Origin of the sequence: Coleofasciculus sp. G1-WW12-02, assembly GCF_040219735.1 — a bacterium.
GTDB lineage: Bacteria > Cyanobacteriota > Cyanobacteriia > Cyanobacteriales > Coleofasciculaceae > Coleofasciculus.
In genome coordinates this window covers 1-24411 of record NZ_JAVJRX010000121.1, presented here as the reverse complement: position 1 = coordinate 24411, position 24411 = coordinate 1, and the positions used below count along the sequence as shown (strand labels likewise).

General features: G+C 45.1%; 21 protein-coding genes. 13 read left to right on the top strand and 8 right to left on the bottom strand.

The features are described from left to right. Positions 1 to 26: 26 nt before the first annotated feature. Positions 27 to 1706 (bottom strand): NYN domain-containing protein, encoded by a 1680-nt coding sequence (locus RID09_RS19955; protein ID WP_446337668.1) that lies wholly within the window; start codon positions 1704 to 1706, stop codon positions 27 to 29. Positions 1707 to 1817: 111 nt separating this feature from the next. On the opposite strand from RID09_RS19955, the gene RID09_RS19950 reads away from it, so the two are divergent. The 4 genes from RID09_RS19950 to RID09_RS19935 all read left to right on the top strand — a co-directional run bounded on the left by RID09_RS19950 (position 1818) and on the right by RID09_RS19935 (position 5120). After that, positions 1818 to 3326 carry a UbiD family decarboxylase gene (locus RID09_RS19950; RefSeq protein ID WP_446337667.1) on the top strand — a complete coding sequence of 503 codons (1509 nt, stop codon included), beginning with the start codon at positions 1818 to 1820 and terminating at the stop codon, positions 3324 to 3326. Further along, positions 3323 to 3508, top strand: coding sequence for a hypothetical protein (locus RID09_RS19945; RefSeq protein ID WP_446337666.1), 186 nt, complete (start codon positions 3323 to 3325; stop codon positions 3506 to 3508). Before RID09_RS19950 ends, RID09_RS19945 begins: the two co-directional genes overlap by 4 nt. A gap of 180 nt (positions 3509 to 3688) precedes the next feature. Next, positions 3689 to 4438, top strand: coding sequence for a DUF4058 family protein (locus tag RID09_RS19940; protein WP_446337665.1), 750 nt, complete (start codon positions 3689 to 3691; stop codon positions 4436 to 4438). 307 nt (positions 4439 to 4745) lie between these two features. Continuing rightward, positions 4746 to 5120 (top strand): transposase, encoded by a 375-nt coding sequence (locus RID09_RS19935; RefSeq protein WP_446337664.1) that lies wholly within the window; start codon positions 4746 to 4748, stop codon positions 5118 to 5120. Between the two features lie 550 nt (positions 5121 to 5670). On the opposite strand, the gene RID09_RS19930 is transcribed toward RID09_RS19935, so the two are convergent. Further along, a complete protein-coding gene (locus RID09_RS19930; RefSeq protein WP_446337663.1) occupies positions 5671 to 5958 on the bottom strand; it encodes a hypothetical protein in 288 nt (95 codons plus the stop codon). 267 nt (positions 5959 to 6225) lie between these two features. Further along, positions 6226 to 7578, bottom strand: coding sequence for a helix-hairpin-helix domain-containing protein (locus RID09_RS19925; RefSeq protein ID WP_446337662.1), 1353 nt, complete (start codon positions 7576 to 7578; stop codon positions 6226 to 6228). 37 nt (positions 7579 to 7615) lie between these two features. Between RID09_RS19925 and ychF the strand changes: the two genes are divergently transcribed. From ychF to RID09_RS19910, 3 genes are all read left to right on the top strand, one after another. Then, the gene (ychF, locus tag RID09_RS19920; protein ID WP_446337661.1) at positions 7616 to 8707 is read left to right on the top strand and encodes a redox-regulated ATPase YchF; all 1092 of its coding nucleotides are present in this window, start codon (positions 7616 to 7618) and stop codon (positions 8705 to 8707) included. Positions 8708 to 8793: 86 nt separating this feature from the next. Next, on the top strand, positions 8794 to 8988 hold the full coding sequence (locus RID09_RS19915) for a hypothetical protein (protein WP_446337660.1): 195 nt from the start codon (positions 8794 to 8796) through the stop codon (positions 8986 to 8988). Between the two features lie 21 nt (positions 8989 to 9009). Then, positions 9010 to 9663, top strand: a complete 654-nt coding sequence (locus RID09_RS19910; protein WP_446337659.1) for a transposase — start codon at positions 9010 to 9012, stop codon at positions 9661 to 9663. A 76-nt stretch (positions 9664 to 9739) separates the two neighbouring features. Here RID09_RS19910 and RID09_RS19905 read toward each other — a convergent pair whose 3' ends face one another. Further along, positions 9740 to 10051 (bottom strand): hypothetical protein, encoded by a 312-nt coding sequence (locus RID09_RS19905; protein WP_446337658.1) that lies wholly within the window; start codon positions 10049 to 10051, stop codon positions 9740 to 9742. 134 nt (positions 10052 to 10185) lie between these two features. On the opposite strand from RID09_RS19905, the gene RID09_RS19900 reads away from it, so the two are divergent. Continuing rightward, positions 10186 to 12147 (top strand): bifunctional aldolase/short-chain dehydrogenase, encoded by a 1962-nt coding sequence (locus tag RID09_RS19900; protein ID WP_446337657.1) that lies wholly within the window; start codon positions 10186 to 10188, stop codon positions 12145 to 12147. A 125-nt stretch (positions 12148 to 12272) separates the two neighbouring features. Here RID09_RS19900 and RID09_RS19895 read toward each other — a convergent pair whose 3' ends face one another. After that, the gene (locus RID09_RS19895; protein ID WP_446337656.1) at positions 12273 to 13619 is read right to left on the bottom strand and encodes an AAA-like domain-containing protein; all 1347 of its coding nucleotides are present in this window, start codon (positions 13617 to 13619) and stop codon (positions 12273 to 12275) included. 681 nt (positions 13620 to 14300) lie between these two features. On the opposite strand from RID09_RS19895, the gene RID09_RS19890 reads away from it, so the two are divergent. After that, complete coding sequence (locus RID09_RS19890) at positions 14301 to 15584, top strand: calcium-binding protein (RefSeq protein WP_446337655.1); 1284 nt, start codon at positions 14301 to 14303, stop codon at positions 15582 to 15584. Positions 15585 to 16018: 434 nt separating this feature from the next. Here the strand turns inward: RID09_RS19890 and RID09_RS19885 are convergent, their stop codons facing one another. Next, positions 16019 to 16615: a hypothetical protein gene (locus tag RID09_RS19885; RefSeq protein WP_446337654.1), complete on the bottom strand. Its 597-nt coding sequence runs from the start codon at positions 16613 to 16615 to the stop codon at positions 16019 to 16021. A gap of 79 nt (positions 16616 to 16694) precedes the next feature. Continuing rightward, entirely contained in the window at positions 16695 to 18473 is a 1779-nt protein-coding gene (locus RID09_RS19880) for a metallophosphoesterase family protein (protein ID WP_446337653.1), read from the bottom strand. 130 nt (positions 18474 to 18603) lie between these two features. On the opposite strand from RID09_RS19880, the gene RID09_RS19875 reads away from it, so the two are divergent. Next, positions 18604 to 19047 (top strand): DUF4332 domain-containing protein, encoded by a 444-nt coding sequence (locus RID09_RS19875; RefSeq protein ID WP_446337652.1) that lies wholly within the window; start codon positions 18604 to 18606, stop codon positions 19045 to 19047. 20 nt (positions 19048 to 19067) lie between these two features. Here the strand turns inward: RID09_RS19875 and RID09_RS19870 are convergent, their stop codons facing one another. After that, positions 19068 to 19682, bottom strand: a complete 615-nt coding sequence (locus RID09_RS19870; protein ID WP_446337651.1) for a TetR/AcrR family transcriptional regulator — start codon at positions 19680 to 19682, stop codon at positions 19068 to 19070. A 285-nt stretch (positions 19683 to 19967) separates the two neighbouring features. Between RID09_RS19870 and RID09_RS19865 the strand changes: the two genes are divergently transcribed. From RID09_RS19865 to RID09_RS19855, 3 genes are all read left to right on the top strand, one after another. Next, positions 19968 to 21560 carry an insulinase family protein gene (locus tag RID09_RS19865; protein ID WP_446337650.1) on the top strand — a complete coding sequence of 531 codons (1593 nt, stop codon included), beginning with the start codon at positions 19968 to 19970 and terminating at the stop codon, positions 21558 to 21560. Between the two features lie 236 nt (positions 21561 to 21796). After that, on the top strand, positions 21797 to 23278 hold the full coding sequence (locus tag RID09_RS19860; RefSeq protein ID WP_446337649.1) for a M16 family metallopeptidase: 1482 nt from the start codon (positions 21797 to 21799) through the stop codon (positions 23276 to 23278). Positions 23279 to 23398: 120 nt separating this feature from the next. Continuing rightward, positions 23399 to 24211, top strand: a complete 813-nt coding sequence (locus tag RID09_RS19855) for a sulfite exporter TauE/SafE family protein (RefSeq protein ID WP_446337648.1) — start codon at positions 23399 to 23401, stop codon at positions 24209 to 24211. Positions 24212 to 24411 lie beyond the last annotated feature (200 nt).

Below are 24411 nucleotides of genomic sequence, written 5' to 3'. Positions count from 1 at the left end.
ATGGGGTAGGAAAATGGGATTTATCTTCAGTTTAACTCTTTTGCGATCGCGACTCGATAGTCCTGGTCAATTAAAGCCATATTGAACATAGTTGGACGGTTGCGTAAGAATTTAATCAGACTCGACTTGGGTTCAAACTTTTTAACACAAGCATCGGCTGTCATTTGGTACTGATCCTGAAACTCTTTCTTTACGTCATTGACGGCTATATCTTTAGCTCCAGATACCTGAATTCTTGTCTCAATTATGTTTTTTATGACTTTCTCTAATTCTTTGAATGAAGTGATCGATTCTGGAGTAGATTTAATTTCATTTTGGGTTTCTTCTTTTGTGAAATTACCAGGTGTAATTTTATATTCTTTTCCAGTTTTTTTTAGCTCGAATAAATTACACCCCTTTAAAAAGGTTATAAATTTAACGCTGATGTTCAAACCTTTAAGCACCTGAGTAATTCCTTGCTTATGCTGTTTGCAGAATTCACTACCCACATTAGAAATGGGAACAGAGGTTTGACCCGAATCAGCCATGAGTCTTTTGACTATTTTAACTAATTCTTGTTCTAACTCAACCTTGGATTTAATCTTTGTATTTAAAAAACTATTTAAATCCGGAGATTCGGTCGAGGCACTCGGATTAGGAGCGATAACTGAAGAATACATTTCAAACAACGTTACATACAACCCTGACTGTTCCGGTAAGTTGTGTAAGACAAACTCATTCGGGTAATCAAGAAAAAAATCTGGAACCGTTTTACCAGGACAGTGGTATGAAACCAAGCAACTTATTGTTGTCTGGTACTGGCGGCGAAATAAACTAGAAATCTTAGACAGTTTAACCCACTGATTTCCGGTGCGAGTTTGTTCAAGTCTAATAATCGCTTTGATTTGCTCAATAAATTTTTCCAGACCCGGAATTTCAGGTGGCGGACTCAGGCAATGTCTTTGAGTCTGGTTCGTATCACTATTTAAAACGGTGATCGTATCCCCTTGTTTGCGAACTAAATAAACAGTAAAGCCATGAGTCCGAAGTGTATTATAAAGATGAGTCATCACTCCATCCGAGGAGCAAACTAATATTTCCCTAGCATTGGGATAATGGATAAAGATTGACGATCCCACCGTTGCCATTTTCACATCGGCACTGTCTTTCCCTGGTGGAACGTGAATCAGTTCATACCCACGACTGTGGAATTCTGCGTCTTTTTTGCCGAGGCTGCGCCAATTGGCAAAGGCGACTTTAATTTGAATCGGATAGGTACAGAGTTTTGCTAGAAATTTTTCAGTTTCAATATCCAGTTGTAGGTTCTCGGCGTCTAGTAAAAGAATGGCAATACCTGGGGAATTATTGGTCACTGAAGCCGGAGAAGGTACAGCTTCCGAACTATCTGAACTGACCAATTCCGGCGACGGCGATGGGGAATGTGGGGGAATTGAGGACTGTAGAGTTTGAGTCAATTCACCAAAACTGGGTTGTGTAAAATAGCTGGGAAGGAGTAAAATTTCTAGGAAACGCCGTATGTTTATCAGTTTGGCTTCCTCGTCCTCAGCTTGAGTCAGTCTAGCTTTTAATTTCTTGATGAAGACCGATTGATTGTGCGGGGTATGCCAAGGAGTAGTCCTGTACTTTTCTTTGAGGAGTTCCGGATGCTGCTGTTGGATATCCAGGACGATTTGGTAAACGCAATCGCAAATTTGATCAATAGTCACTGTATCAGTTCCCAATGGCACGCTGGACGGATCAGACATATCACGAAGTCGCACAGAGGATAGCGTATGCGTCCATAATAAAAGAAAGAAAAAGCTTTACACATCTTAACTATGGCGAGAGATCTGCGGGCATTCATTCAGCTTTTAGAGGAACGGGGACAGTTGCGCCGGATTAAGGCGTTGGTTGACCCGGATTTAGAAATTGCCGAGATATCCAATCGGATGCTACAGGCAGGCGGACCTGGCTTGCTGTTTGAGAATGTCAAAGGTTCATCATTTCCCGTCGCCATCAACCTGATGGGAACCGAGGAACGGGTGTGTTGGGCGATGAAGATGGAACATCCCCAGGAGTTGGAAACACTGGGGAAAAAGCTGGGAATGCTACAACAGCCAAAACCGCCGAAGAAAATTTCCCAGGCGGTGGAGTTTGGCAAGATTTTATTTGATGTCGTCAAAGCCAAACCGGGACGAGATTTTTTCCCCGCCTGTCAGCAAGTGGTGGTGGAAGGAGACGCCCTGGATTTAAATAAACTGCCCCTAATTCGTCCCTATCCAGGGGATGCGGGAAAAATTATTACCTTGGGGTTGGTGATTACTAAAGATTGTGAAACGGGTATACCCAATGTGGGTGTATACCGTCTACAACTGCAATCGGGTAATACCATGAGTGTCCATTGGTTATCAGTACGCGGTGGGGCGAGACACCTACGCAAAGCGGCGCAGAATGGCAAGAAACTAGAAATTGCGATCGCGCTAGGGGTTGACCCCTTAATCATTATGGCAGCCGCCACCCCGATTCCCGTAGACCTTTCCGAATGGTTGTTTGCTGGACTCTACGGCGGTTCCGGGGTGCCACTGGCAAAGTGCAAGACGCTAGATTTACAAGTCCCCGCCGACTCAGAGTTTGTCCTCGAAGGGACGATCACACCGGGGGAAGTATTACCCGATGGACCCTTTGGCGATCACATGGGATATTACGGCGGCGTCGAAGATTCCCCGGTGGTTCACTTCCACTGCATGACTCATCGCCAAAACCCAATCTATCTCACCACCTTCAGTGGGCGTCCCCCGAAGGAAGAAGCGATGATGGCGATCGCACTCAATCGGATTTATACGCCAATTTTACGACAACAGGTATCCGAGATTGTGGACTTCTTCCTCCCCATGGAAGCCCTCAGTTACAAAGCCGCGATTATTTCCATTGATAAAGCCTATCCTGGACAAGCTAGACGGGCAGCTTTAGCGTTTTGGAGTGCTTTACCCCAATTTACTTACACCAAATTTGTAATTGTTGTGGATAAAGATATTAATATCCGTGATCCGCGTCAAGTGGTGTGGGCAATTAGTTCCAAAGTAGACCCCACGCGAGATGTATTTATTCTGCCCAATACGCCCTTTGATAGCTTAGATTTTGCCAGTGAAAAGATTGGTTTAGGCGGACGCATGGGGATTGATGCAACGACTAAAATTCCTCCCGAAACTGAACATGAATGGGGTGCACCATTGGAATCCGATGCAGATGTCGCCGCTATGGTTGATCGGCGCTGGGTCGAGTATGGCTTAGATGATTTGGAATTGGGAGACGTTAATCCGAATCTATTTGGCTATGATATGCGGTGAACAAATTTATACCTTCTGCCCAAGACGTTGAGAACGAAGTCAAAGGAATGCAGGAACGCGGCGTTACGAATGCGGAGGTTCTACAAGCCATGGCAGTTATTGCTGACAAACAAGGGGATTCTACCTTAGCCAGAAAACTCGCCAATACAGCCCAGGAGTTAGTAAAAGAAAGGCAAATTTAAGTCAAAACCATGCCCTATGCGCGAAGTGAAGGGTCACGCGCCATGTCCTAGAGCGAAGGATTAATCGGGGCGGGTTTAGTTGCATCTGGGTCAAAAAGAGACGATAGTAGTGAAACTCGCCCCTACACCCCTCAAAACTTACAAGTAAGACTATACACAACCGAATCTACCGGACTTGATATGACTGGTAAACCTAATTTTCCTGGCATGAACCCCTACCTGGAACGACCAGACATTTGGCCCGAAGTCCATTATGGGTTAATTAGTGGATTAATGAGGACACTCAACCCAGTACTTAACCCCAAATATCGGGCGGCTGTCGATAAGCGGGTTTATTTGGATTCTGTTTTAGTCGGTATTCCTGATACAACAGTGGTTCAGCAAACGCCTAATCGCACTACAACCTCTACCTCAGCCGCCGTTTTGAGCCAGCCTGAGCGCGTGACGGTACCCATGCTCGAAGAAGTCACTGAACGCTTTTTGGAAATTCGCGAAGTGGCTACTCGCAAGGTTATTACGGTTATTGAAGTGCTATCACCCAAGAATAAACGATCCGGCGAAGGGCGATCGCAGTACCTAAAAAAGCGTCAAACCTTGCTCAGCAGCCAAACCCATTTGGTCGAAATTGATCTGCTCAGAAGCGGTGAACCCATGCCTGTCCAAGGTGGATGCAAAGCAGACTATCAAATCCTGGTCAGTCGAGCCGATGAAAGACCTGCTGCAGAACGCTATCCCTTCAATCTGCGGGAGCCAATACCCGTGTTTTTATTACCCCTGAGCGCCGTAGACGTTGAACCTGCGATCGATTTAGCTACCTTACTTGAACAAGCCTATCAGGAAGCCGCCCTTGACCTGGTGATTGACTATTCGATGCCGCCAGAACCCGCCCTGAGTGAAGCAAATATGGCTTGGCTAGATACCTTACGGTAGTACCCCATCACACTTGAATTAGTCGGACACAATTAAAGTTGAGCATGAGGACAAGGGAATTCTTAATAGGGAACGGGGAATAGTCATGATTTGAGGATTCTTAACATTTATTAGTACAGCGTACATACTTTATCTCCAGGTACTTAAATCCCATATTCCGCACTTGAGTCCCAGAAATTTTAGAGTGCGTCAATTTAGCGCCTAGGCAGATTGCCTGGGCATTTTTATGCAACATTCTATGATGTAAAACACCTCTTTACTTTAGTTTTATCATCCATCTTTGGTTCATCAGATTTTGGAACTAAAGATGAGCCAAAAAAACGAGAATTACCTTGCCCGTCTCGAACAAATCCGGTGGGGTAAGTATCCTCAATGCCCCTATTGCCAATCAACTCATTCTCGACGCTTAAAAAAAGAACGCCGATATCAATGTAACGAATGCTTTACTTCATATAGCGTTACAGTTGGGACTCTGTTTCACAAAACTCATGTTGACTTAGAAAAATGGGTTCTGGCAATTTATCTGGTTCTCAATCCTCTGGAACGGATCAGTGTGCGTCAGTTAGCGAAGAAAATCGGAGTCAATAAGAATACTGCCTCGTATATGATTGCCCGGATTCGTCAGGCAATGACTCAAGAGGCGGACTTGCTACAGCGACTTGTTGAAATTGATTTTGAGTGAATTACAAGTCCAGTGAGTTTTTTATCCTATCTGTTGTGACATTAACCCCCTAAACCAAAGCCGTTTGAGTTCCCTGATTCCTCCCCTTTATAAGGGGAGGGTTAGGGTGGGGTCTGTCTAAAGGTATTGGAGATTTGTCAACTTAATCGGTTAACTCTTTTTAGGAATGTCCAAGGAAGAAAGGTATTTAGACAATGATTCTCCCAACTGTTCTTCGGGTGTCTTTTTTTTATCGGGTTTTTTGGCAGTAAATCCACCAAAAAACCAAACCCAAAGCGAAGTATAGAGGAATAGTATGAAAAATGGTGACAGCATAATCGTTAACGGTAGATAACCCTAATGAAACTAATCCCAGAGATAGGTAAGACTGAGGATACAGTCTTTCACTCCCTCTGCGACTACTGACGGTTAGGAAACTTTCCTTACATCCAAGTGTAAGACTGTGTGTCGAAAAAGTCTCGACCGCTAACTAGGACACTCTGAGGAAGTAGAGACGTAGCATGCTACGTCTCTACAGGGTTTTGGGTGGATGTCAATCCAATTCTATCCGTTATACGGTACTACCAGAGAGCAAGGTTATCCCGATAATATTTTGTGAATTTATTCGGATATGATGGCTAACAATCTGCTGAATTTTATGGTGAAAATGTTTTTCGGTATAGTTTTTAAGACTTGCCAAAAATGCAAGTAATCGTTGCTTATCTAATAGCGGTAACTCCCTAATCAATTCTTCAGCTTCCTCTAACATTCGCTCTTGTGCCTCTGGCATCAACTTTATCCAGTTAGAATACAACAGGTTGCGTTCGACGATAGCCAGCTTCCATTGATATTCGGGCATGTTGCTTTTCCCAGTTAATCATTTGGTATCTGTCGATCATCCTAAATGAAAGAATATGAAGGAATTGCAAAGATGGCACTTTCTGTTGTAAAAAAATTATAAATATAGCAATTTCCCGTCTGATGCGGTACATCGGTGGGGGCGCAAGCTCTCATTGGTTTCAACTTCAGGGCTTACGCAGCAACCCTATCCACAGTAAGTTGACACGGATGTTCAGGAAGAGTCCCCTACAGGTAGCGCCTGTGGGGGAATTTGCATAAGTCCTGATTATTTAGTTGGCGTCAGCGCCTTGGTTCGAGCTTGAAATCCCGCCGACTTCAGCCTGTCAACCATACCTTCATAATCTTGTACCCAGTATTTAGGATCAAAGCGCACAAATTGACTCTGATTTAACGCCCCAACCCTAGCGATAACTGGCACTTTTTGTGGTTTCCTCTCCCCTGATTGTTCTTGCAAAATCGCTTTCAGATATTCCATGGTCTTTTTGTTTACGTGCTGGGGGGTCAGTTCCACGATAATCATTTGTGCCTTTTCAATGGGTTCGACGTCTTCGATGATCATCTGGATTTTCTCATCTCGTTCATCTGCTTTGCCCCAAACAATTAGACGGGCATCTTTTTCAATTAAGCAACTAATCCGCTCAAAAGTTTTAGGAAAAATCACGCCATCAGCTTGACCTGTAAGGTCTTCCATTTGCACAAATGCCATGCGTTCGCCGCTTGTTTTGGTATTGTGAAATTTTACCTCAGCCAACATGACAATAGCACTAAGCATTGTGCGTTTACTTTGCTCGCCTAACTCGTTGAGGTTAATCGGCATAAGTACCTGATTGGCGACTTGACGCACGGATTTTAGGGGGTGTTCTGAGACGTAGAATCCGAGCAATTCTTTTTCTTGCTGCAGCTTTTCTTGAGCCGAGAAATCATCAACCCTCGGTGTTTTTGGGGCGGCTTTCCAGGCATCATTCCCATCACTGTCGTTATTATCAGCGCTTCCTAACATATCAAAAATATTGATTTGACCACTCTCTCGATCCTTCGCTCGATCTTGCGCCCAACTAATCAGCACATCTAAATCTTGAATCAGTTGTTTGCGATTCGGTTCTAGGCTATCAAACGCCCCGGAGTAAATCAGGGATTCCAAGGTGCGACGATTCACCACCCGCAAATCCACGCGATCGCAAAAATCGGCTAATGACTGAAAATCTCCCTCCTTTTCCCGTTTCTGGAGGATATTGTCAATCGCCCCCTCGCCCAAATTCCGAATCGCCGAGAGTCCGAATAAGATTTTGCCAGAGACTGGGGTAAAATCGACCTGCGATCGGTTAATATCCGGTTGCAAGACATCGATGTTCATCGTCGCACAGGTGGCGATGTACTTCTGTACCTTATCCTGATTCCCACTACTAGCCGTCAGCAGCGCCGTCATGTACTCCACCGGATGATTGGCTTTCAGATAAGCCGTTTGATAGGTAACATATCCATAAGCCGTGGAGTGGGACTTGTTAAAGCAATTTGACGCCACCGAGCCATTGAAGAGCATAAAATTATGGTCGCGCTCGACGCCAATGTCATAGACTGGTTGAGTACCCAAGGGTTTGCGACCGATAATTTTAACCACGTTTAGAACTCCTTAATCGTTTCCAAATTGTCCTGACATGTTAAGAGCCGGAATTGTGGGATTGCCCAACGTAGGCAAATCTACCTTATTTAATGCCCTCGTCGCCAATGCTAAAGCAGAGGCGGCGAATTTCCCCTTCTGTACGATTGAGCCGAATGTCGGGGTTGTTGCTGTACCAGATGAACGGTTGTCCGTGCTGGCAAAAATTTCCACCTCTGTCGCAATTGTGCCAACTCGGATTGAGTTTGTCGATATTGCTGGATTGGTGAAGGGGGCGAGTAAAGGTGAGGGACTCGGTAACCAATTTTTAGCCAATATCCGGGAAGTAGATGCCATTGTCCATGTTGTGCGCTGCTTTGATGATGAGAATATTATCCATGTTTCCGGTTCCGTTGATCCAGTGCGCGACATTGACGTGATTAATCTGGAACTGGCGTTAGCAGATTTAGCCCAAGTGGAACGCCGCATGGAACGCACCCGCAAACAGGCGCGGACGAGTAAAGAGGCGCAGTTGGAACTGGAAGCCTTGGAAAAGTTGAGTGCGGGATTGAATGAAGGCAAATCGGCGCGGAATATCAGTTTAACTGAAGACGAAGCCGAGGCGGTGAAGCCGTTGGAATTACTCAGTGCTAAACCGATTATATACGCGGCGAATGTGTCAGAAGATGATTTAGCGACTGGGAATGAATGGGTGGAACAAGTCCGACAAGTAGCCACGGCTGAGACAGCGGAAGTCGTGGTGGTTTCGGCGCAAGTGGAGTCAGAATTAGTTGAGTTACCGGAAGATGAACGGGGAGATTTCTTGGAGTCATTAGGCGTGGAAGAAGGGGGATTAAAATCCTTAATTCGCGCTACATACAATTTATTAGGATTACGTACCTTTCTAACCACCGGACCCAAAGAAACCCGTGCTTGGACGATTACAGCAGGAATGAAAGCACCCCAAGCCGCCGGCGCGATTCACACTGATTTTGAGCGGGGTTTTATTCGGGCGGAAACGGTTGCTTATGATGATTTAGTGGCGTCTGGTTCAATGAATGCGGCGAAGGACAAAGGATTAGTGCGGGCGGAAGGGAAAGAGTATGTGGTACAAGAAGGCGATGTGATGCTATTTCGGTTCAATGTTTAAACCGGGTGCGGAACCCGTAGGGGCGCACGGCGTGCGCCCTTTACCCAGTGGCGTGCGCCCTTTACCTGGTGTGCGCCTATTAAACCGTGGTCAATCCCGATCATCGGGGTACATTTAAAATAACCCAGGCGCGATCGCATCGACGATCATACACAAAGGAAACGGTACGGCGACAACCACCGACATCATGGGCGCACGCCGTGGGATGGGCGCACGCCGTGCGCCCCTACGAATGGATGAACCGATGGATGGACGGATGGGCAGACAGACAGGTAAAATAATCTTGCGATCGCCAATTGGTTATGAATTTTCACCCAGATTACTATCATCGCCATTCGATTCGCCTCAAGGGTTACAATTACGCCCAACCTGGGGCATATTTTGTCACCCTTTGCACATACCAACGCCACTGCTGGTTTGGCGAAATTCGCAACGGGAAAATGGGTTTAAATCAAATTGGTAAGATTGTCGCCCAAGAATGGCTGTATTCGGCTCAATTACGCCAAGAAATCCAATTGGATGCATGGATAATTATGCCCAATCATCTCCACGGTATTGTCATCATTACCCCATCAAAAGAAAGAAATAATCATCCCATTGATCCAATCGATAAGGGAAACAACCCTGGGTTTCCTCAATTTGAATACACTTCCCCCACAGGGAAACAACCCGATACACCCTTATCCAATTTACCCATCCATCGCCCAGCTCGTTCCTTATCATCATTTATGGCTGGGTTTAAATCCACTGTCACCAAACGCATTAACTTGATGCGTCAATCAATTGGAACTCCCATTTGGCAACGGAACTATTACGAACATATCATTCGCAATCAAAAATCATTATTCAACATCCGAAACTACATTATCAACAATCCCCGTCGATGGGAATCTGACGCAGACAACCCGTACCATGATCCCAATTATCAATCAATGGAATTAGATTTACCATTCTAATCACCCGCCGTTTAAATCCACCCCCGTTGTCAACTGTAGGGGCTCATGGCGTGCGCCCATTACCTGGCGTGCACCCCTACGAATGAATGAACCGATGGAAATCGTGATCAATCCAGATAACCCAGGTACATTTAAAATAACCCAGGCGCGATCGCATGGACGATGTTACACCCAAAAAACCCCAAGGCAATAATCTGGATGAACGTAAACCGTGGTTAATCCAGATAATCGGGGTAAATTGAAGATAACCTAGGCGCGATCGCTTCTCCCCAGGATACACAAAGGAAACGCCATGGCGACAACCACCGACATCATGGGCGCACGCCGACATCATGGGCGCACGCCGTGCGCCCCTACGAATGGATGAACCGATGGAAATGGTGATCAATCAATCCAGATAACCCAGGTGCGATCGCGCCTTGCCATTGTACACCGGAAAACCCGTATAATGATTGAACTCTATTGTGTCCGTATCCGCTATTTTTACACAAGAGAGTGTCAAACCCAACATACAGATTAACGATGAAAAATCTCTGGAATCCTCAAGAAGCCAGTCAATATCAAAGTGACTTAGAACTGCGAGTTTATACATCTCGTCTCTTAGGAAAAGATCCATCTTTAGTTTTGCATGGAGGCGGCAATACCTCGGTCAAAATCACCGAAAAAAACCTAGTCGGAGAAGGAGAAGACATTCTTTATGTCAAAGGGAGTGGTTGGGATTTAGCCACGATTGAAAAAGAAGGGTTTGCTCCCGTGAGAATGGCGCATCTGTTGAAATTAGCCAAACTTCCCGCTTTATCTGATTCTCAGATGGTCAATGAGCTGAAAACTCAGATGACTGTTGCTACAGCCCCTTCTCCTTCTGTTGAAACTATTCTCCATGCCATTTTACCCCACAAATATGTGGATCATACCCATGCCGATGCGATTGTCACCATTACCAATACTCCCAACGGTTTGCAGAGAATTAAGGAAATTTATGGTGATAAAGTTGTGATCATTCCCTATATTATGCCGGGATTCGATTTAGCCAGATTGTGTGGAGAGAAATTTCCAGTAGAAGCCGATGAAAATACTATCGGAATGGTTTTGATGAATCATGGTATTTTTTCCTTTGGGGATACCGCTAAAGAGTCTTATGACCGAATGATTTCACTGGTTAGTGCAGCGGAAGACTGTTTACATAACCATAACGCTTATTCTCCGTCTCCCAGTAGTGTTTGGCAAGAAAAACCTTTAGCTACACCCTTAGCCAAATTACGGCATCAGCTTTCAACAATAACCGGATTTCCGGTTATTTTATCCAGTGATCAATCGCCTAAATATATGGCGTTTGCCCAACGCGAAGATATTGGGGTAATTTCTCAACAAGGTCCAGCGACACCGGATCATGTGATTCGCACCAAGCGTCTGCCTTTAATCAGTCAAGATGTTGACGCCTATAGTCAAGCCTATCAAGACTATTTCCAAACTCATGCTAGTCCTGAGCATACTATATTAGATACCATTCCCCGAGTTATCCTAGATCCAGAACTAGGACTCTGTACCATTGGCAAAACGATTAAAGCGGCAAATATTGTCGCTGATATCTATGATCATACCATTGATGTGATAGAAACGGCGACCAACTTAGAGGAATATAAACCCCTATCCGCCCAAGATATCTTTGCCGTCGAATATTGGGAGTTAGAACAAGCCAAATTAAAGAAAGGAGGAAAAGAACCCGCCTTCACTGGCGAAATTGCCTTAGTTACAGGAGCCGCGTCGGGTATTGGTAAAGCCTGTGTAGACTCTCTCTTAAAACGAGGTGCTGCTGTTGTGGGTTTAGATATAAATAAGGATATTGAAACCCTGTATAATCGTCCTGACTTTATCGGCATAACCTGTGATGTCACCGATGAAACCGCTATTACTCAAAGTCTAGAAAAAGCGATTCGTAAGTTTGGAGGTTTAGATATCTTAATCCTCAATGCGGGCATCTTTCCAGGGGGGTGTCCAATTAAAGATTTATCAACCCAGGACTGGCGAAAGGTGATCACTATTAATTTGGATGCGAACTTAATTTTAATGCGAGAATGTCATCCCTTTTTAAAATTAGCCCCCAAAGGCGGTCGAGTTGTCGTTATTGGCTCGAAAAATGTCTATGCACCTGGAGTTGGCGCTGCTGCTTATTCGGCGTCTAAAGCGGCGTTAAATCAATTGACACGGGTGGCGGCTTTGGAATGGAGTCAAGATAAAATTCGGATCAATTCTGTACATCCGAATGCCGTTTTTGATACCGGAATTTGGACAGAAGAGGTATTAAAGTCTCGTGCGGCTGCTTATGGTTTAACGGTAGACGAATATAAAACCAATAATCTGCTCAACGTTGAAATAACTAGCCATGATGTCGCCGAATTAGCCGTAGAACTCTGTGGAAATTTATTCAGTAAAACAACGGCGGCGAATATTCCCATTGATGGCGGCAATGAACGAGTTGTTTAGAGTAGAGATTGGAGGCTTTCGCCCCATTCACTAATTCAATTATTCCCCGAAACCGGGTTTCTCGTAAAAATAACAACTCTCCTATCAGCATTTCATTTTCATAACCCGGTTTATTAACCGACGCCCTAACCAATGATCAATTGAGTCGCATAGCTAAAATACTCTTGATACAACTGACAACTCACCGTAGCCGTGGTTTCCTTGAGATCGATCAAACCTAAACTCTTTAACTTAAATGCCAACACTTGCTCTAATTCCACAGGTGCTTGCGCCCTCAAAACTTGCTTAAAACCTGTCTCTAACTCAGGATAGTTTTGCAGATAGTTTAATTCTTCGTGCAAATATTGGCTGAAAATTCCGGTTTCACTGGTGGCTGTGCTGAATAATTCCCTTAACGGGATATCGTCAAACACGCTATGATAAAGCGCTAAATTCACTAAATAGGGAAATCCGCCGAATAAACTCATCAGTTCGGCTAATTCCGTTGATGATAACTGAACTCCATACTGTCGGGCTAATTCTTCAACCTGATCAGCGGTAAACCTGGGTAAACTTAAGCATAACCCGACAGTAAACGGTGATTTATTCACATCTAAGGCAATATAACAATCGGTTGACTTAAGGAGTACCAGTCTCAGGTTTTGCCAAATGACATTGTAGTTTGTTTGCTCATGCCAGCTACGCAACAAGGCTAAAAAGTCATGGCTTAAGGTGGGAAAGGAAAACAACTGGTTCACGTCATCTAATACCAGGAGTATCGGAGAATCGATTGCTGGCAGGATATAGTCTTGAATATAGGCAGTACAACTGACTAAACTGCCCATATCTTCATCCCAGTAGTCATCGAGTTGAGACGCTAACTCAAGCTGTCGAGTCAGGTTGGCACAAAACCAGCGCCAGAATTTTGCTGTGGAATTGAATATTTGACTCTCGACTAAGTTTAAGCTGATGTATACTGTGGAAAAGTTGTACTGTTTAGCCCGGTTGATAATTCGTTGCGCTAGAGAGGTTTTTCCCATCTTTTTTGCAGAGGTAATTCGCAGGAATCCACCAGGTTTGAGAATTTCTTGATAACACTTGGATTCGATGGGAGAGCGCTCGACATAAAACGGAGACTCTAAGGGAATGGGGCTACCGGGCAATTGGCAGGAAATCCCTTGTTGGTTTGGGCTTAACTCAGACGGGTAGAGTTGCTTTTTTTGTGCGAGTCGGTTAGATAACTGAACGTAACAATTTTTTTTGCCAATTTTTTCTCCCCAGACATAAGTAAGCTTTTCCCATAATTGCGGCGCAATAGTATGGCTAATATATCGCTCCGAATAATTTTGCTCTTCGGCAATTTCCCGATAGCTTTTTTGGGGATTATTCAGGACTTCCCAGAGTAAGATTTTCTGGATATAGTTCAGTTCGGTTTGAGTTTTATTTTTGATTGATTCCAGGGCGAAATCAAATAGGTCTTGAGTAGAATGCATATCACAACCAGTTGAAACAGTGTTGAGGAAAAAAACGGCAGTTCACAGGTGAAATTTGCCTGTAGGGGCGGGTTTTACGACTATCTTTTCGTTGTTAACCCCGATGAGACTAAACCCGCCCCTAGCCAATGGGATAATTTGAACCATCCCTCTAGTTGAAGATGGCGAATTACTAAAGACTAAACCCGCCCCTAGCCAATGGGATAATTTTGACCCTTTGCTTCACTCAGGGGCATCTGACTTGTCATGGGAAGTCTAGAAACCTGAGTCGGGGCGGGTTTAGTTACTTATGGTTGCAACCGAAAAGATAGTGGTGAAACCCGCCCCTACACCATTCACGCTGACTTGACGCCACATACCGTCAAAAGGTTGTTACCTGAATAGATATAGGTTATCACATGGCTCCCGCCTCAAGTCGCTAACTTGAACGGTAAAATTAGCTAATTTAATATATTGACAAAAAAAAGAAATTATGTAATCAATGCTTGTTCATAAATAAAGCCCAGTCAAACGTCAACCCGTTTTTGTAAAGACTCCATGAATTTGTGGGGAAAATTTGGTGAAGATTAGGGCAGGAGCAATAGCTAACTTTATGTGTTTTTTTCGTTCTGTAATCTGGCTAGAGTAGTTCTAACGGTTCAACTCCAAAACAATAAAAACTAACGATAAAGGTGATAAGTCATGCCGACAGTAATCAATTTTGACGATTTATCTGCTGGTGCAGTTGTCAGTGATCAGTACGACGGAGTAACATTTTCAACGGAATCAGGCTATAATGTCTCGACACTCAGCTTAGCTCCTCTTTTCAACACCTCTAGTCCAAACCTCATCGGTGTAACAAATCTAAGTGGCAATCTTGATGCGAACCAAAACCTTTACCTAGACTTTGAGCAACCCGTTAATAATCTCTCCTTTAGGGTAATAGGTGACGATACCAATGGTACGGCAGCTCTGATTACTGTCTATACGGCTGATGGATCGATTGAAACCGTTAATCTCGTCACCGATGGAAATGGCTTGAACCCAGATCTTATCGATTTATCCTCATTTAGTAACATTACCCGCATTAGTATCAACACCATCACTGATGGCGGTGGTATTGGCTATGATGATTTTCAATATGAACTAGCTCCTGTTGCCAATGCCGACAGCGTTACCACAGCTCAAAATACCCCCCTCACCATTGACGTCAGCACCCTCCTCGCCAATGACACCGATGCCGATAACCCAGCTTCGGATTTACGCATCACTGGGGTTAGCGACGCAGTAGGCGGCACTGTCACCCTGAATGATAATGGTACTGTGGGTGATTTTAGCGATGACTTTATCATCTTCAGCCCAGATAATAGTTTCACCGGGGATGCTAGCTTTAACTATACCCTCAGCGATGGCATCGAAAGTAGTACGGGTGCGGTGACGGTAGGAGTGACTGCCGTTGCTGGACTAATTATCGACGGCGGTAATGGCGTTGATGCCCTCAGCGGTGACGCCGGGGATGACTTTCTCAACGGTGGCAATGGTGCAGATACCCTCGACGGTTTGGCAGGCAATGATACCTTAATCGGTGGCAGGGGTGGGGATGTCGTCAATGGTGGTAATGGTGATGACTTGCTACTGGGAGATGATCTCAATATCGGTGCTGGCGGCGATGACATTCTCAACGGCGGTGCAGGTAACGATATTCTTGATGGTGGCAAAGGTGCTGACATCCTCACAGGCGGTGCCGGGGATGACTTGTTAACCGGTGGTAAGGGTGGCGATACCTTTGTCTTCGCGGCTGGGGAAGGTACTGATACGATTAGTGACTTCCAGGTTACTACAGATTTGATTGGTCTTTCTGGTGGTTTGGACTTCGGTTCTCTCACCTTTAGTGGCGATGAAATCCTGGTTGGTAGTGATGTTCTGGCTATCCTGAATGGGGTGGATACAACCACGCTCACGGCGGCGAATTTCGTCACGGTTTAATCCCTGAAAATGTCAGGGTATTGGCTCGGCACACCTTATGTGATCAATTAATCTTGCGCCCCGAAACCGTAGGGGCGCATGGCATGCGCCCCTAAAATCGACATATCTAATCCACCATTTTAGCTGTGTCAATCTAGTACCAGGGTGCACGCCGTTAATGTCAGGGTGCACGCCGTTAATGTCAGGGTGTACGCCGTTAATCTCAGGGTGCACGCCGTTAATGTCAGGGCGCACGCCGTAAATCTCAGGGTGCACGCCGTTAATGTCAGGGTGCACGCCGTTAATCTCAGGGTGTACGCCGTTAATGTCAGGGCGCACGCCGTTAATGTCAGGGTGCACGCCGTTAATGTCAGGGTGCACGCCGTTAATCTCAGGGTGCACGCCGTTAATGTCAGGGTGCACGCCGTTAATGTCAGGGCGCACGCCGTGCGCCCCTACGGTTTCAATGCCGTTAGCAAAAACGCGATCGCGCCAAATAGTTTATCTAAATCTGTAATCGCGATTCGGGTTTTCTCTTTGGTAAAAGTATCTAATACAAGCCGCCCCAGTTGCCATAATTCTCCATCGGTAACAATGCCATAGACAGGTTGTGTTTCATTCTGGTTCATCTTCTGTGCGGCAATTAACTCCGCAAGGCATTGCCCCCACCCTTCAATAAAGTTATTCTGTTTGGCTTCAACAACGACAATAAGCGGTAAACCCAGAATAGTTTTTCCGAGTTCTGATTTTGTTGATATTAAATAATCCGGTGTGCCTGTGAGTTTATGGTCATAAGTAATGGATTTATGACTCCAGAGTGTGTAGTTGTCAACAAAGCTTTTATAGACTTCTCTTAAGATTGGATAAATAACATTCTCACAGCGAGAGGCTTCAGATGTAAAAACATCTATATTTTCTAGGTTAAATTCAAGTTCGTTACGGAAATTATCCGAAGGGTTCAAGTCAATATATGAAATAAAGCTCTCTTCTGAATACTTGATATTGTATTCTTGTTGAACTTGAGCCAGGGATTTGAAATCTGTAAATGCCATAGGTTGTCTACCACTTTGTTCACGAATTTTCTTTTTTATATTTTATTGTACCCCAGGGTAAAGGTGCGTGACGCAAGCGCTAACGCACCCTACGAACCGGAGCGATTTTAAATTCATCAAATTCAATTACATCTGAGTCTAGTTTTGTGGTATCAAAGCGATAACTACTGACGATTCCTGTACTGGTATCTAAAATACTAAATACGGTGATATCGTTACTGGCAATATACGGTAAGGGTTGGTTATCTTCCCCGCGCAATGGTGCAATCGTTGGCAGAATCGGTTCTAATCCATTGGGATCTCCTGTAGCGGCATACTCTTTTCCCTTTGGCACTTGGCGCTGTTTTTCGCCCAGGTAAGCCCCATAGGTATTCCCCACATTTGATGATTCCAGAAAATGGATTCCCTGAGAATTCACAAAGCGATTCCAGAGATGGGAATGTCCATATAAAACCAGTTGCACACCTGCGGTTTCGAGTAAGGGGATCACATCCCGAATAATATAATCGGCTTGGGGGGGATAGTCATAATGCACCGCCGTAATTTTGCCTTTTCTATCCCGTTCAATAGTTTGTATGGGGTCAGTATAAGGCGGGACAATATTATCTCCTAAAGAATGGGGAGGATGATGAAACATAACGATTTTGTATTTGGCTTGTTGGAACTCTGGACTGTTGAGTTCAGCCTTGAGCCAGTTAGACTGAGGACTTCCCGGTTTAATTGGTTCAAAAATATGCTGTCCATATCCCCAAGCGGTAGGATTATTTAAATCCGCTTCCCGTTCCCGATATCGTCCTTTGACATTCGGTTTGAGACTAGGATTTCTCCAAATATTGGTAATGTACAGGGAAATTAGGCGAATATCACCAAAGGTAATGGCATAATAGTTCTCTTTACCCGGCAGAGTAAAAATTTCGTTGTATGTGTCGGTATTAAAGGAATTATCTTTGAGCCAGTTTGGATTGTTTTTAGGGTTTAATAGGGAAGAAGTTTGTTGATAAATTTCTGCTGCAACTTGGCGAGGAAGGGGGTCATTGAACTGGTCATTTAATCCGCTATCTGTAGAAAATCGTCCCATAACCTCGTGATTTCCAGTGGCGGGAAATAAGGGCGCATGTTGAATTAATTCACCCCCGGTGTAGAGGGTGGTGATGTTATTGTACTCCAGTTTATAATCAGCATGTCCCTGAAGTGCTGGGAAGAAAGCACCGCCGCGATTATCATCAAACCATTCGGAAGCGCGATCGGGAATATTTACTAAGTCTCCGGCGAGAAAAACGGCATCCACATTCCCCACGGTTTCTGCTACCTTTTGTAGATTGACGGCTGTCATTGGCATGAGTTGGTGATCCGAGGTGAGCAGGATTTTTAGGGGGTTATGTGGGGGAGGTGCAGAGGCTAAGGTAAAGGGGTTACTCTTGACAATTTGCCCATCATTCCGCACGCTAGTGACTTGATAGGGAACTCGTTGACCGGGAGTGAGTCGAGTTACCTTGGCTTCATGTCGCCAGATATCCCTTGGCGTGGGTTTTTGGTAAACTTGAGCATCTTCGGTTTGTTCTCCAACACGGGATTTTTGGTCTTCCCGGGTACGAGTGAGTTTGGTGGTGTTGGCGATCGCAACCTGTCTTAGTCCTTGTCCGTAAGCTACACTATGACGGGTTCCGGCAAATTCTGTAAACCAAACCACACGCACAGAGGTGTCGGTAGGCAATTGGAGAAACGGATCACTCAGCAGTTGCGGTGGGGAGAGGTAAGGGGGTTGTTGGGTAAAGAGCACGACAAGGGGTGCAAGGGCAATGAAGACGAAAACTAACACCGCTATGAGTTGTGGGCGACTGCTTAAACGATTGACCATGAATCGTCTTCGAGACAAGACTGGATAGATGGAGTCAAGTTTACTTTAGCAATAAGTGAGGATAGGATGCTGTCTACAGCATTACATGACTCGTTTCTTTTAATTGTGCCGACCTAATTTATGCCCTAAAATGTCTAAGCAACCCAAAATCCCTCGTCGTACTATTCCAGTATGCGATCGCGCCATCGAACATCTTCCTGGATTGAGTGAGCAAGATTGCGCTAAGCTTCAGCAACAGGGAATTACGACAACGACTCAACTCCTCAAACTCGCCAATAGTCGCCAATCTCAACAAGTCCTAGCCAATCAACTGCAAATCAAGGCACAATATGTGCATAAATGGGTAGCACTGGCTGATTTAGCTCGCGTACCTAGTATTGGCTATGACTACTGCGGGTTATTGCTGCACGCTGGCATTATTTCAGTAAAGCAGCTTGCTCAAACCCCGACTCACAAGTTACACCAGCAAATTTTACGACTCCAAGTAGCAACGATGCAACGCCGTGATCTGTCTCCTACTGTTGATCAAGTCGCTGCTTGGATTCAACAAGCACAGGAATTGCCTAAGTTGTAGAGACGTTCCATGCAACGTCTCTACTCCTTGGCTAAGACACCATTAAGGAAAATATCAGCAATGCCTTCTGCCATTTCTTGCACATCTTTAAGAGAGGCACCTGGTTCCATAATTGTCTCATCGCTAAATCCCGCCACAGCAAACATACCTAAAAATACCCTGGCAACAACCTTGGGGTTAGTACGCCGATATATCCCCCGCTCCATTGCCGTTTCAAAGAATGCTTCCGCCACATCAGACATTTTAGCAATGACTTCCGACTGGATGCGATCGCGTAAATCGGGGTGAAACTGGGCTTCCATAAAGCAAACCCGCATCATATCCGCATTTTCATGCATCCGCATCATCCGCCGCCGCATCACCTGCGCCACGGCTTTATAACTCCCCATTTCGCTCAATTCAGTTAGCAAATCCGTGAGCAATTCCACCCATCCTTGAGTCGCCACCTCGACTAATATGGCTTTTTTATTCTCAAAATGGCGAAATAGAGTCCCTTCAGCAACACCCGCTTTTGCGGCTAAGTCGCGGGTTGTTGTGCCGTTATACCCTCGACTGGCAAATAAACGTTGGGCAGCATCTAGGATACGCTGCTTTGTCTCTGTCTCTGACTGAGGGGGCTGATGTAAGATTCGCATTGGACTCCAAAATGAGCTGCAAGGGCTATGGGCGACAGGTTATCTATACCAGAAAAGGCACGCTTTTAAGATAAGACGTATTTTACACTAGGTTATTTCTTCCCCCAAACGGGTGAAAATTTACAAAAAGTTAGTTGCTACGGATTACACCCGAAATAAAATCTGTAGGGGCATGGCACAGAATAGCCCCTACAAATAGCTAAACTATATAAAGTTCTGTCACTATTGCCCCACCCCTGACACCTAACATAACGTAGCTGGCTTCTCGCGTCGCGAGGATGACAAATGACAAAAAATCGATCTATTTTGCCTTTTCCGCGTTGGACTATTCCATTCGGACAGTACCCATGGCGCTCCATCCTGGGAGCGTTCTTAGTCGTAACCCTGGTATGGAGCAGTATACCATTGGGGGCTTTGGCTCGTACCGAAACCCCACCCACTAATGCTGAATCAATCCAACCTTATTTGGATGGCGTGATTGACCAGGTGAGCGAGTTTCGCCTGGATAATGGGATGAAGTTCATCGTCCTCGAACGGCATCAAGCCCCCGTTGTCTCCTTTGCCACCTATGCTGATGTTGGTGGTGTTGACGAACCTGTGGGCAAAACCGGTGTGGCTCACTTTCTGGAACATTTAGCCTTTAAGGGAACCACGAAAATCGGAACGCGAGATTATCAGGCAGAAAAACCCCTGTTAGACCGCTTGGATCAGTTATCGGCACAAATTAAAGCGGCGAAAAAAGCAGGGAACGAGGCAAAGGTTGTCCAATTACAAGCGGAATTTGCCCAAGTCGAAGCCCAAGCCGCTAGCTTGGTTAAGCAAAATGAGTTGGGTCAAATCGTTGAACAAGCTGGAGGCGTCGGGTTAAATGCAGCCACGTCAGCCGATGCGACAGTTTACTTCTATAGCTTCCCCTCTAACAAACTGGAACTGTGGATGTCTTTGGAGTCGGAACGCTTCCTAGAACCTGTGTTTCGCGAATTCTATAAAGAACAAGAAGTGATTCTCGAAGAACGGCGTCTGCGAACCGACAACTCGCCAATCGGTCAAATGATCGAGGCTTTTTTGGATGAAGCTTTCCAAGTCCATCCCTATCGGCGTCCTGTGATTGGCTATGACGAAGACATCCGCAACCTGACTCGTGAAGACGTGCGGCAATTCTTTGAAACTTACTATGTTCCCAGTGAATTAACCGTTGCCATTGTGGGTGATGTTGATCCCGATGAGGTTAAACAGTTGGCTCAAACGTACTTCGGGCGCTATGAGGCAAAACCTGCCGCACCTGAAGTAACCCTAGTCGAACCTCCCCAACAACAAACGCGGGAGGTGACGTTGGAATTACCGTCTCAACCCTGGTATTTAGAAGGATATCATCGACCCTCTCGTACTCATCCTGACCATGTGGTTTATGAAATTATTGGGCGTTTACTCAGCGATGGTCGCACCTCTCGCCTGTATAAATCGTTGGTCCAAGAAAAACAAGTCGCCCTCTCCGCCGCCGGATTTAGCGGTTTTCCAGGAGATAAATATCCAAATCTGATGCTGCTATATGCCCTAACTGCACCCGGACATACTGTTGAAGAAGTAGCAACAGCCCTGCGAGAAGAAATTGAACAACTCAAAACCGAACCCGTTTCACCTCAAGAGCTCGAACGTGTGAAAACTCAAGTCCGTGCTGGCTTATTGCGATCGCTTGATTCTAATATGGGGATGGCACGTAATTTAGTCGAATATGAGGTGAAAACAGGCGACTGGCGTAATCTGTTTAATGAAATCCAGGCAATTGCCCAAGTCACACCGGCTGATATCCAAAGGGTGGCTCAAGAGACGTTCACGCCGGAAAATCGTACCATTGGACGGTTGTTATCGAGTCAATAGTTTGTTGTCATTGGTTATTTGTTGGGTTGAATCTGTTGTCTTGCGAATTGTTTTTTAACGCAGAGGACGCAGAGGTTTACGCAGAGTAACGCAGAGGTTTTGGCGATTGAGTAGGTGGGTGGAAATACACTCAGTTTTATTCGGTTGTGTTAATAGTTCTAAATCTCTGACAAATGACAAATGACAAAGGACAAAGGACAAATGACGAAGGACAAATGACGAAGGACAAATGACAAATGAGCAATCTTATATTGAATAGATTCGGTCGCAAAGTCTGGCGCTGGTTTGGATTACTGGTTGCTACGATGCTTCTGGTTATCGTATCGCGCACGCCTGCTGTAGCGGCGACGGCGAAGCATTATACCGAGTTAACGTTTCCGCCTCTGTCAGAGATTCAGATTCCTGAGTATACTCGCTATCAACTGGATAATGGCATCGTCGTCTATTTAATGGAAGACCACGAATTGCCCTTGGTGAGTGGTACAGCGATGATTCGTACAGGCGATCGCCTTGAACCGGCTGATCAGGTTGGCTTAGCTAATATTACCGGAGAAGTTCTCCGCACAGGTGGGACAACAGAACATTCGCCGGATGAACTGAATCAGTTACTCGAACAACGAGCGGCGTCTGTGGAAACAGGTATTGATACCTCTGTCGGTAGCGCCAGTTTCAATGCCCTCAGTGAAGATGTGGATATGGTGTTTGACTTATTCGCTGAGGTGATTAAAAAGCCTGCCTTTGCCGAAGATAAGCTGGAGTTGGCGAAAAAGCAACAAGCTGGACAAATTGCCCGTCGCAATGATGATCCTAAAGATATTGCCAGTCGCGAATTTACTAAACTGATTTATGGGGATCAGAGTCCCTATGCCCGCACCATCGAATATAAAACCCTAGCTAATATATCCCGTGATGATGTGGTGGAATTTTATGAGAAATATTTCCATCCAGAACGGATGATTTTGGGTATCGTGGGAGATTTTGATTCAGACAAGATGCGATCGCGGATTCAGGAGAAGTTTGGTAACTGGAATCCCCCATCACCTCCCCCAGAGATAACCGTACCCTCGGCGTCTCAGGCAAAGGAAGAGGGTTTATTTGTCGTGGATCAGGATCAACTTACCCAAAGTTATGTGTATCTGGGACATATTGGTGGAGAATTTGATAACCCTGATTATCCGGCGTTGGATGTGATGAATCAAATCCTGAATGGGTTTGGTGGACGGTTATTTAACGAAGTGCGATCGCGCCAAGGGTTAGCCTACTCTGTCTATGGGTTCTGGAGTCCTCGCCACGACTATCCTGGGATGTTTGTTGCGGGTGGACAAACTCGTTCTGAAGCAACTGTATCTTTTATTCAAGCGATTCGCTCAGAAATTGAGAAAATCCGTACCACACCTGTTACCCCAGAAGAACTTGAGTCGGCTAAAGACCAAGTTTTGAACTCATTTGTCTTTAACTTTCAAGATCCCAGCCAAACCTTATCACGGCTGATGCGGTATGAATATTATGGGTATCCCGAAGATTTTCTCTTCCAATATCAGCAGAAGGTGAAAGAGACGACGATTGAAGATGTGCAACGGGTGGCTCAAAAATATCTACAACCCAATCAACTGGTTACGTTAGTCGTTGGGAATACAGATGCAATTCAGCCTCCCTTAACCAGTCTTTCTAACAATGTCACATCGTTAGATATCACCATTCCCGAACAAAGCAGTTAGTGGTTAAACCTGTAGGGGTGGGTTTTACAGATAACGTTCGGTTGATATCCGATAACTTGACTAAACCCGCCCTTCTAAAAAACATAGGACGAATGACATAAGACATAAAACCAATAACCAATGACACCGACCCAGTTATTAATTTTTGCATCTGCTGGCTTATTTGCCGGAATCCTAGCAGGCTTTTTGGGAATCGGTGGCGGTACAGTTCTTGTACCTTTATTAGTAACGTTAGGATATGACTATCAACAAGCCGTTGCTACAAGCACCCTGTCAATCGTCATTACAGCGATTTCGGGTACATTACAGAATTGGCGGCTGGGTAACATAAATTTTAAACGCATCATTGCCATTGGCTTTCCGGCTATAATAACAGCGCCGATTGGCGCTTATTTAACAGAATTATTTGCCGACTACTGGTTAAAAGCGGCATTTGGACTATTACTCCTACTTAATATTTACTTAGTTCGACTCCGCAAACGTTTGAAAGCCAGAGAAAAGCAAGACGCTCCAGAAACGGAACATCAACGACAAACTCCCCACTCAAAAAGCAAAGCAGCATTAGCCAGAATTGGCACAGGAAGTAGCGCCGGCTTACTCGCTGGCTTATTTGGTGTGGGTGGAGGCGTGATTATGGTTCCCTTGCAAATTTTACTTTTGGGAGAGAGTATTAAAACAGCAATTCAGACCAGTTTAGGCGTGATTGTAATTACCGCAATTTCGGCTTGTATCGGTCATGCTGTACAAGGGAATGTGTTATGGATTGAAGGATTACTTCTCGGTACAGGGGGTTTATTGGGAGCGCAAATTAGTACCCGTTTTTTGCCTAAATTACCGGATCAGGTGGTCAGTTTTGCATTTAGTACACTACTAGCTATCTTAGCCATTTACTTTTTCTGGCAGGCGTGGCAAAGTTATATAAATGGGGTCTGATATCAAATCCGGGTTAGCCACCCCCTTTATAATCTAGTCCGCGCAGGCGGACGAAAGTTTGGTTCTTCAGGACTTATTATGCTAAAATGTTAGTTAATACCTGAATAAACACAGTCGAAAAATGAAGAAACAGCTTACTCAACTTCTTAGTTTGCAAGGCGTTATAGTTAAATCTAAAAAAAACCTTGAAAAAGCCTTAG

What these genes read in the sequence shown, in the direction of transcription:
- RID09_RS19950 (WP_446337667.1), top strand. Translation starts at nt 1,818, where the DNA reads ATGGCGAGAGATCTGCGGGCATTCATTCAGCTTTTAGAGGAACGGGGA.
- RID09_RS19940 (WP_446337665.1), top strand. Translation starts at nt 3,689, where the DNA reads ATGACTGGTAAACCTAATTTTCCTGGCATGAACCCCTACCTGGAACGA.
- RID09_RS19935 (WP_446337664.1), top strand. Translation starts at nt 4,746, where the DNA reads ATGAGCCAAAAAAACGAGAATTACCTTGCCCGTCTCGAACAAATCCGG.
- RID09_RS19930 (WP_446337663.1), bottom strand. Translation starts at nt 5,958, where the DNA reads ATGCCCGAATATCAATGGAAGCTGGCTATCGTCGAACGCAACCTGTTG.
- ychF (WP_446337661.1), top strand. Translation starts at nt 7,616, where the DNA reads ATGTTAAGAGCCGGAATTGTGGGATTGCCCAACGTAGGCAAATCTACC.
- RID09_RS19910 (WP_446337659.1), top strand. Translation starts at nt 9,010, where the DNA reads ATGAATTTTCACCCAGATTACTATCATCGCCATTCGATTCGCCTCAAG.
- RID09_RS19900 (WP_446337657.1), top strand. Translation starts at nt 10,186, where the DNA reads ATGAAAAATCTCTGGAATCCTCAAGAAGCCAGTCAATATCAAAGTGAC.
- RID09_RS19895 (WP_446337656.1), bottom strand. Translation starts at nt 13,619, where the DNA reads ATGCATTCTACTCAAGACCTATTTGATTTCGCCCTGGAATCAATCAAA.
- RID09_RS19890 (WP_446337655.1), top strand. Translation starts at nt 14,301, where the DNA reads ATGCCGACAGTAATCAATTTTGACGATTTATCTGCTGGTGCAGTTGTC.
- RID09_RS19885 (WP_446337654.1), bottom strand. Translation starts at nt 16,615, where the DNA reads ATGGCATTTACAGATTTCAAATCCCTGGCTCAAGTTCAACAAGAATAC.
- RID09_RS19880 (WP_446337653.1), bottom strand. Translation starts at nt 18,473, where the DNA reads ATGGTCAATCGTTTAAGCAGTCGCCCACAACTCATAGCGGTGTTAGTT.
- RID09_RS19875 (WP_446337652.1), top strand. Translation starts at nt 18,604, where the DNA reads ATGTCTAAGCAACCCAAAATCCCTCGTCGTACTATTCCAGTATGCGAT.
- RID09_RS19870 (WP_446337651.1), bottom strand. Translation starts at nt 19,682, where the DNA reads ATGCGAATCTTACATCAGCCCCCTCAGTCAGAGACAGAGACAAAGCAG.
- RID09_RS19865 (WP_446337650.1), top strand. Translation starts at nt 19,968, where the DNA reads ATGACAAAAAATCGATCTATTTTGCCTTTTCCGCGTTGGACTATTCCA.
- RID09_RS19860 (WP_446337649.1), top strand. Translation starts at nt 21,797, where the DNA reads ATGAGCAATCTTATATTGAATAGATTCGGTCGCAAAGTCTGGCGCTGG.
- RID09_RS19855 (WP_446337648.1), top strand. Translation starts at nt 23,399, where the DNA reads ATGACACCGACCCAGTTATTAATTTTTGCATCTGCTGGCTTATTTGCC.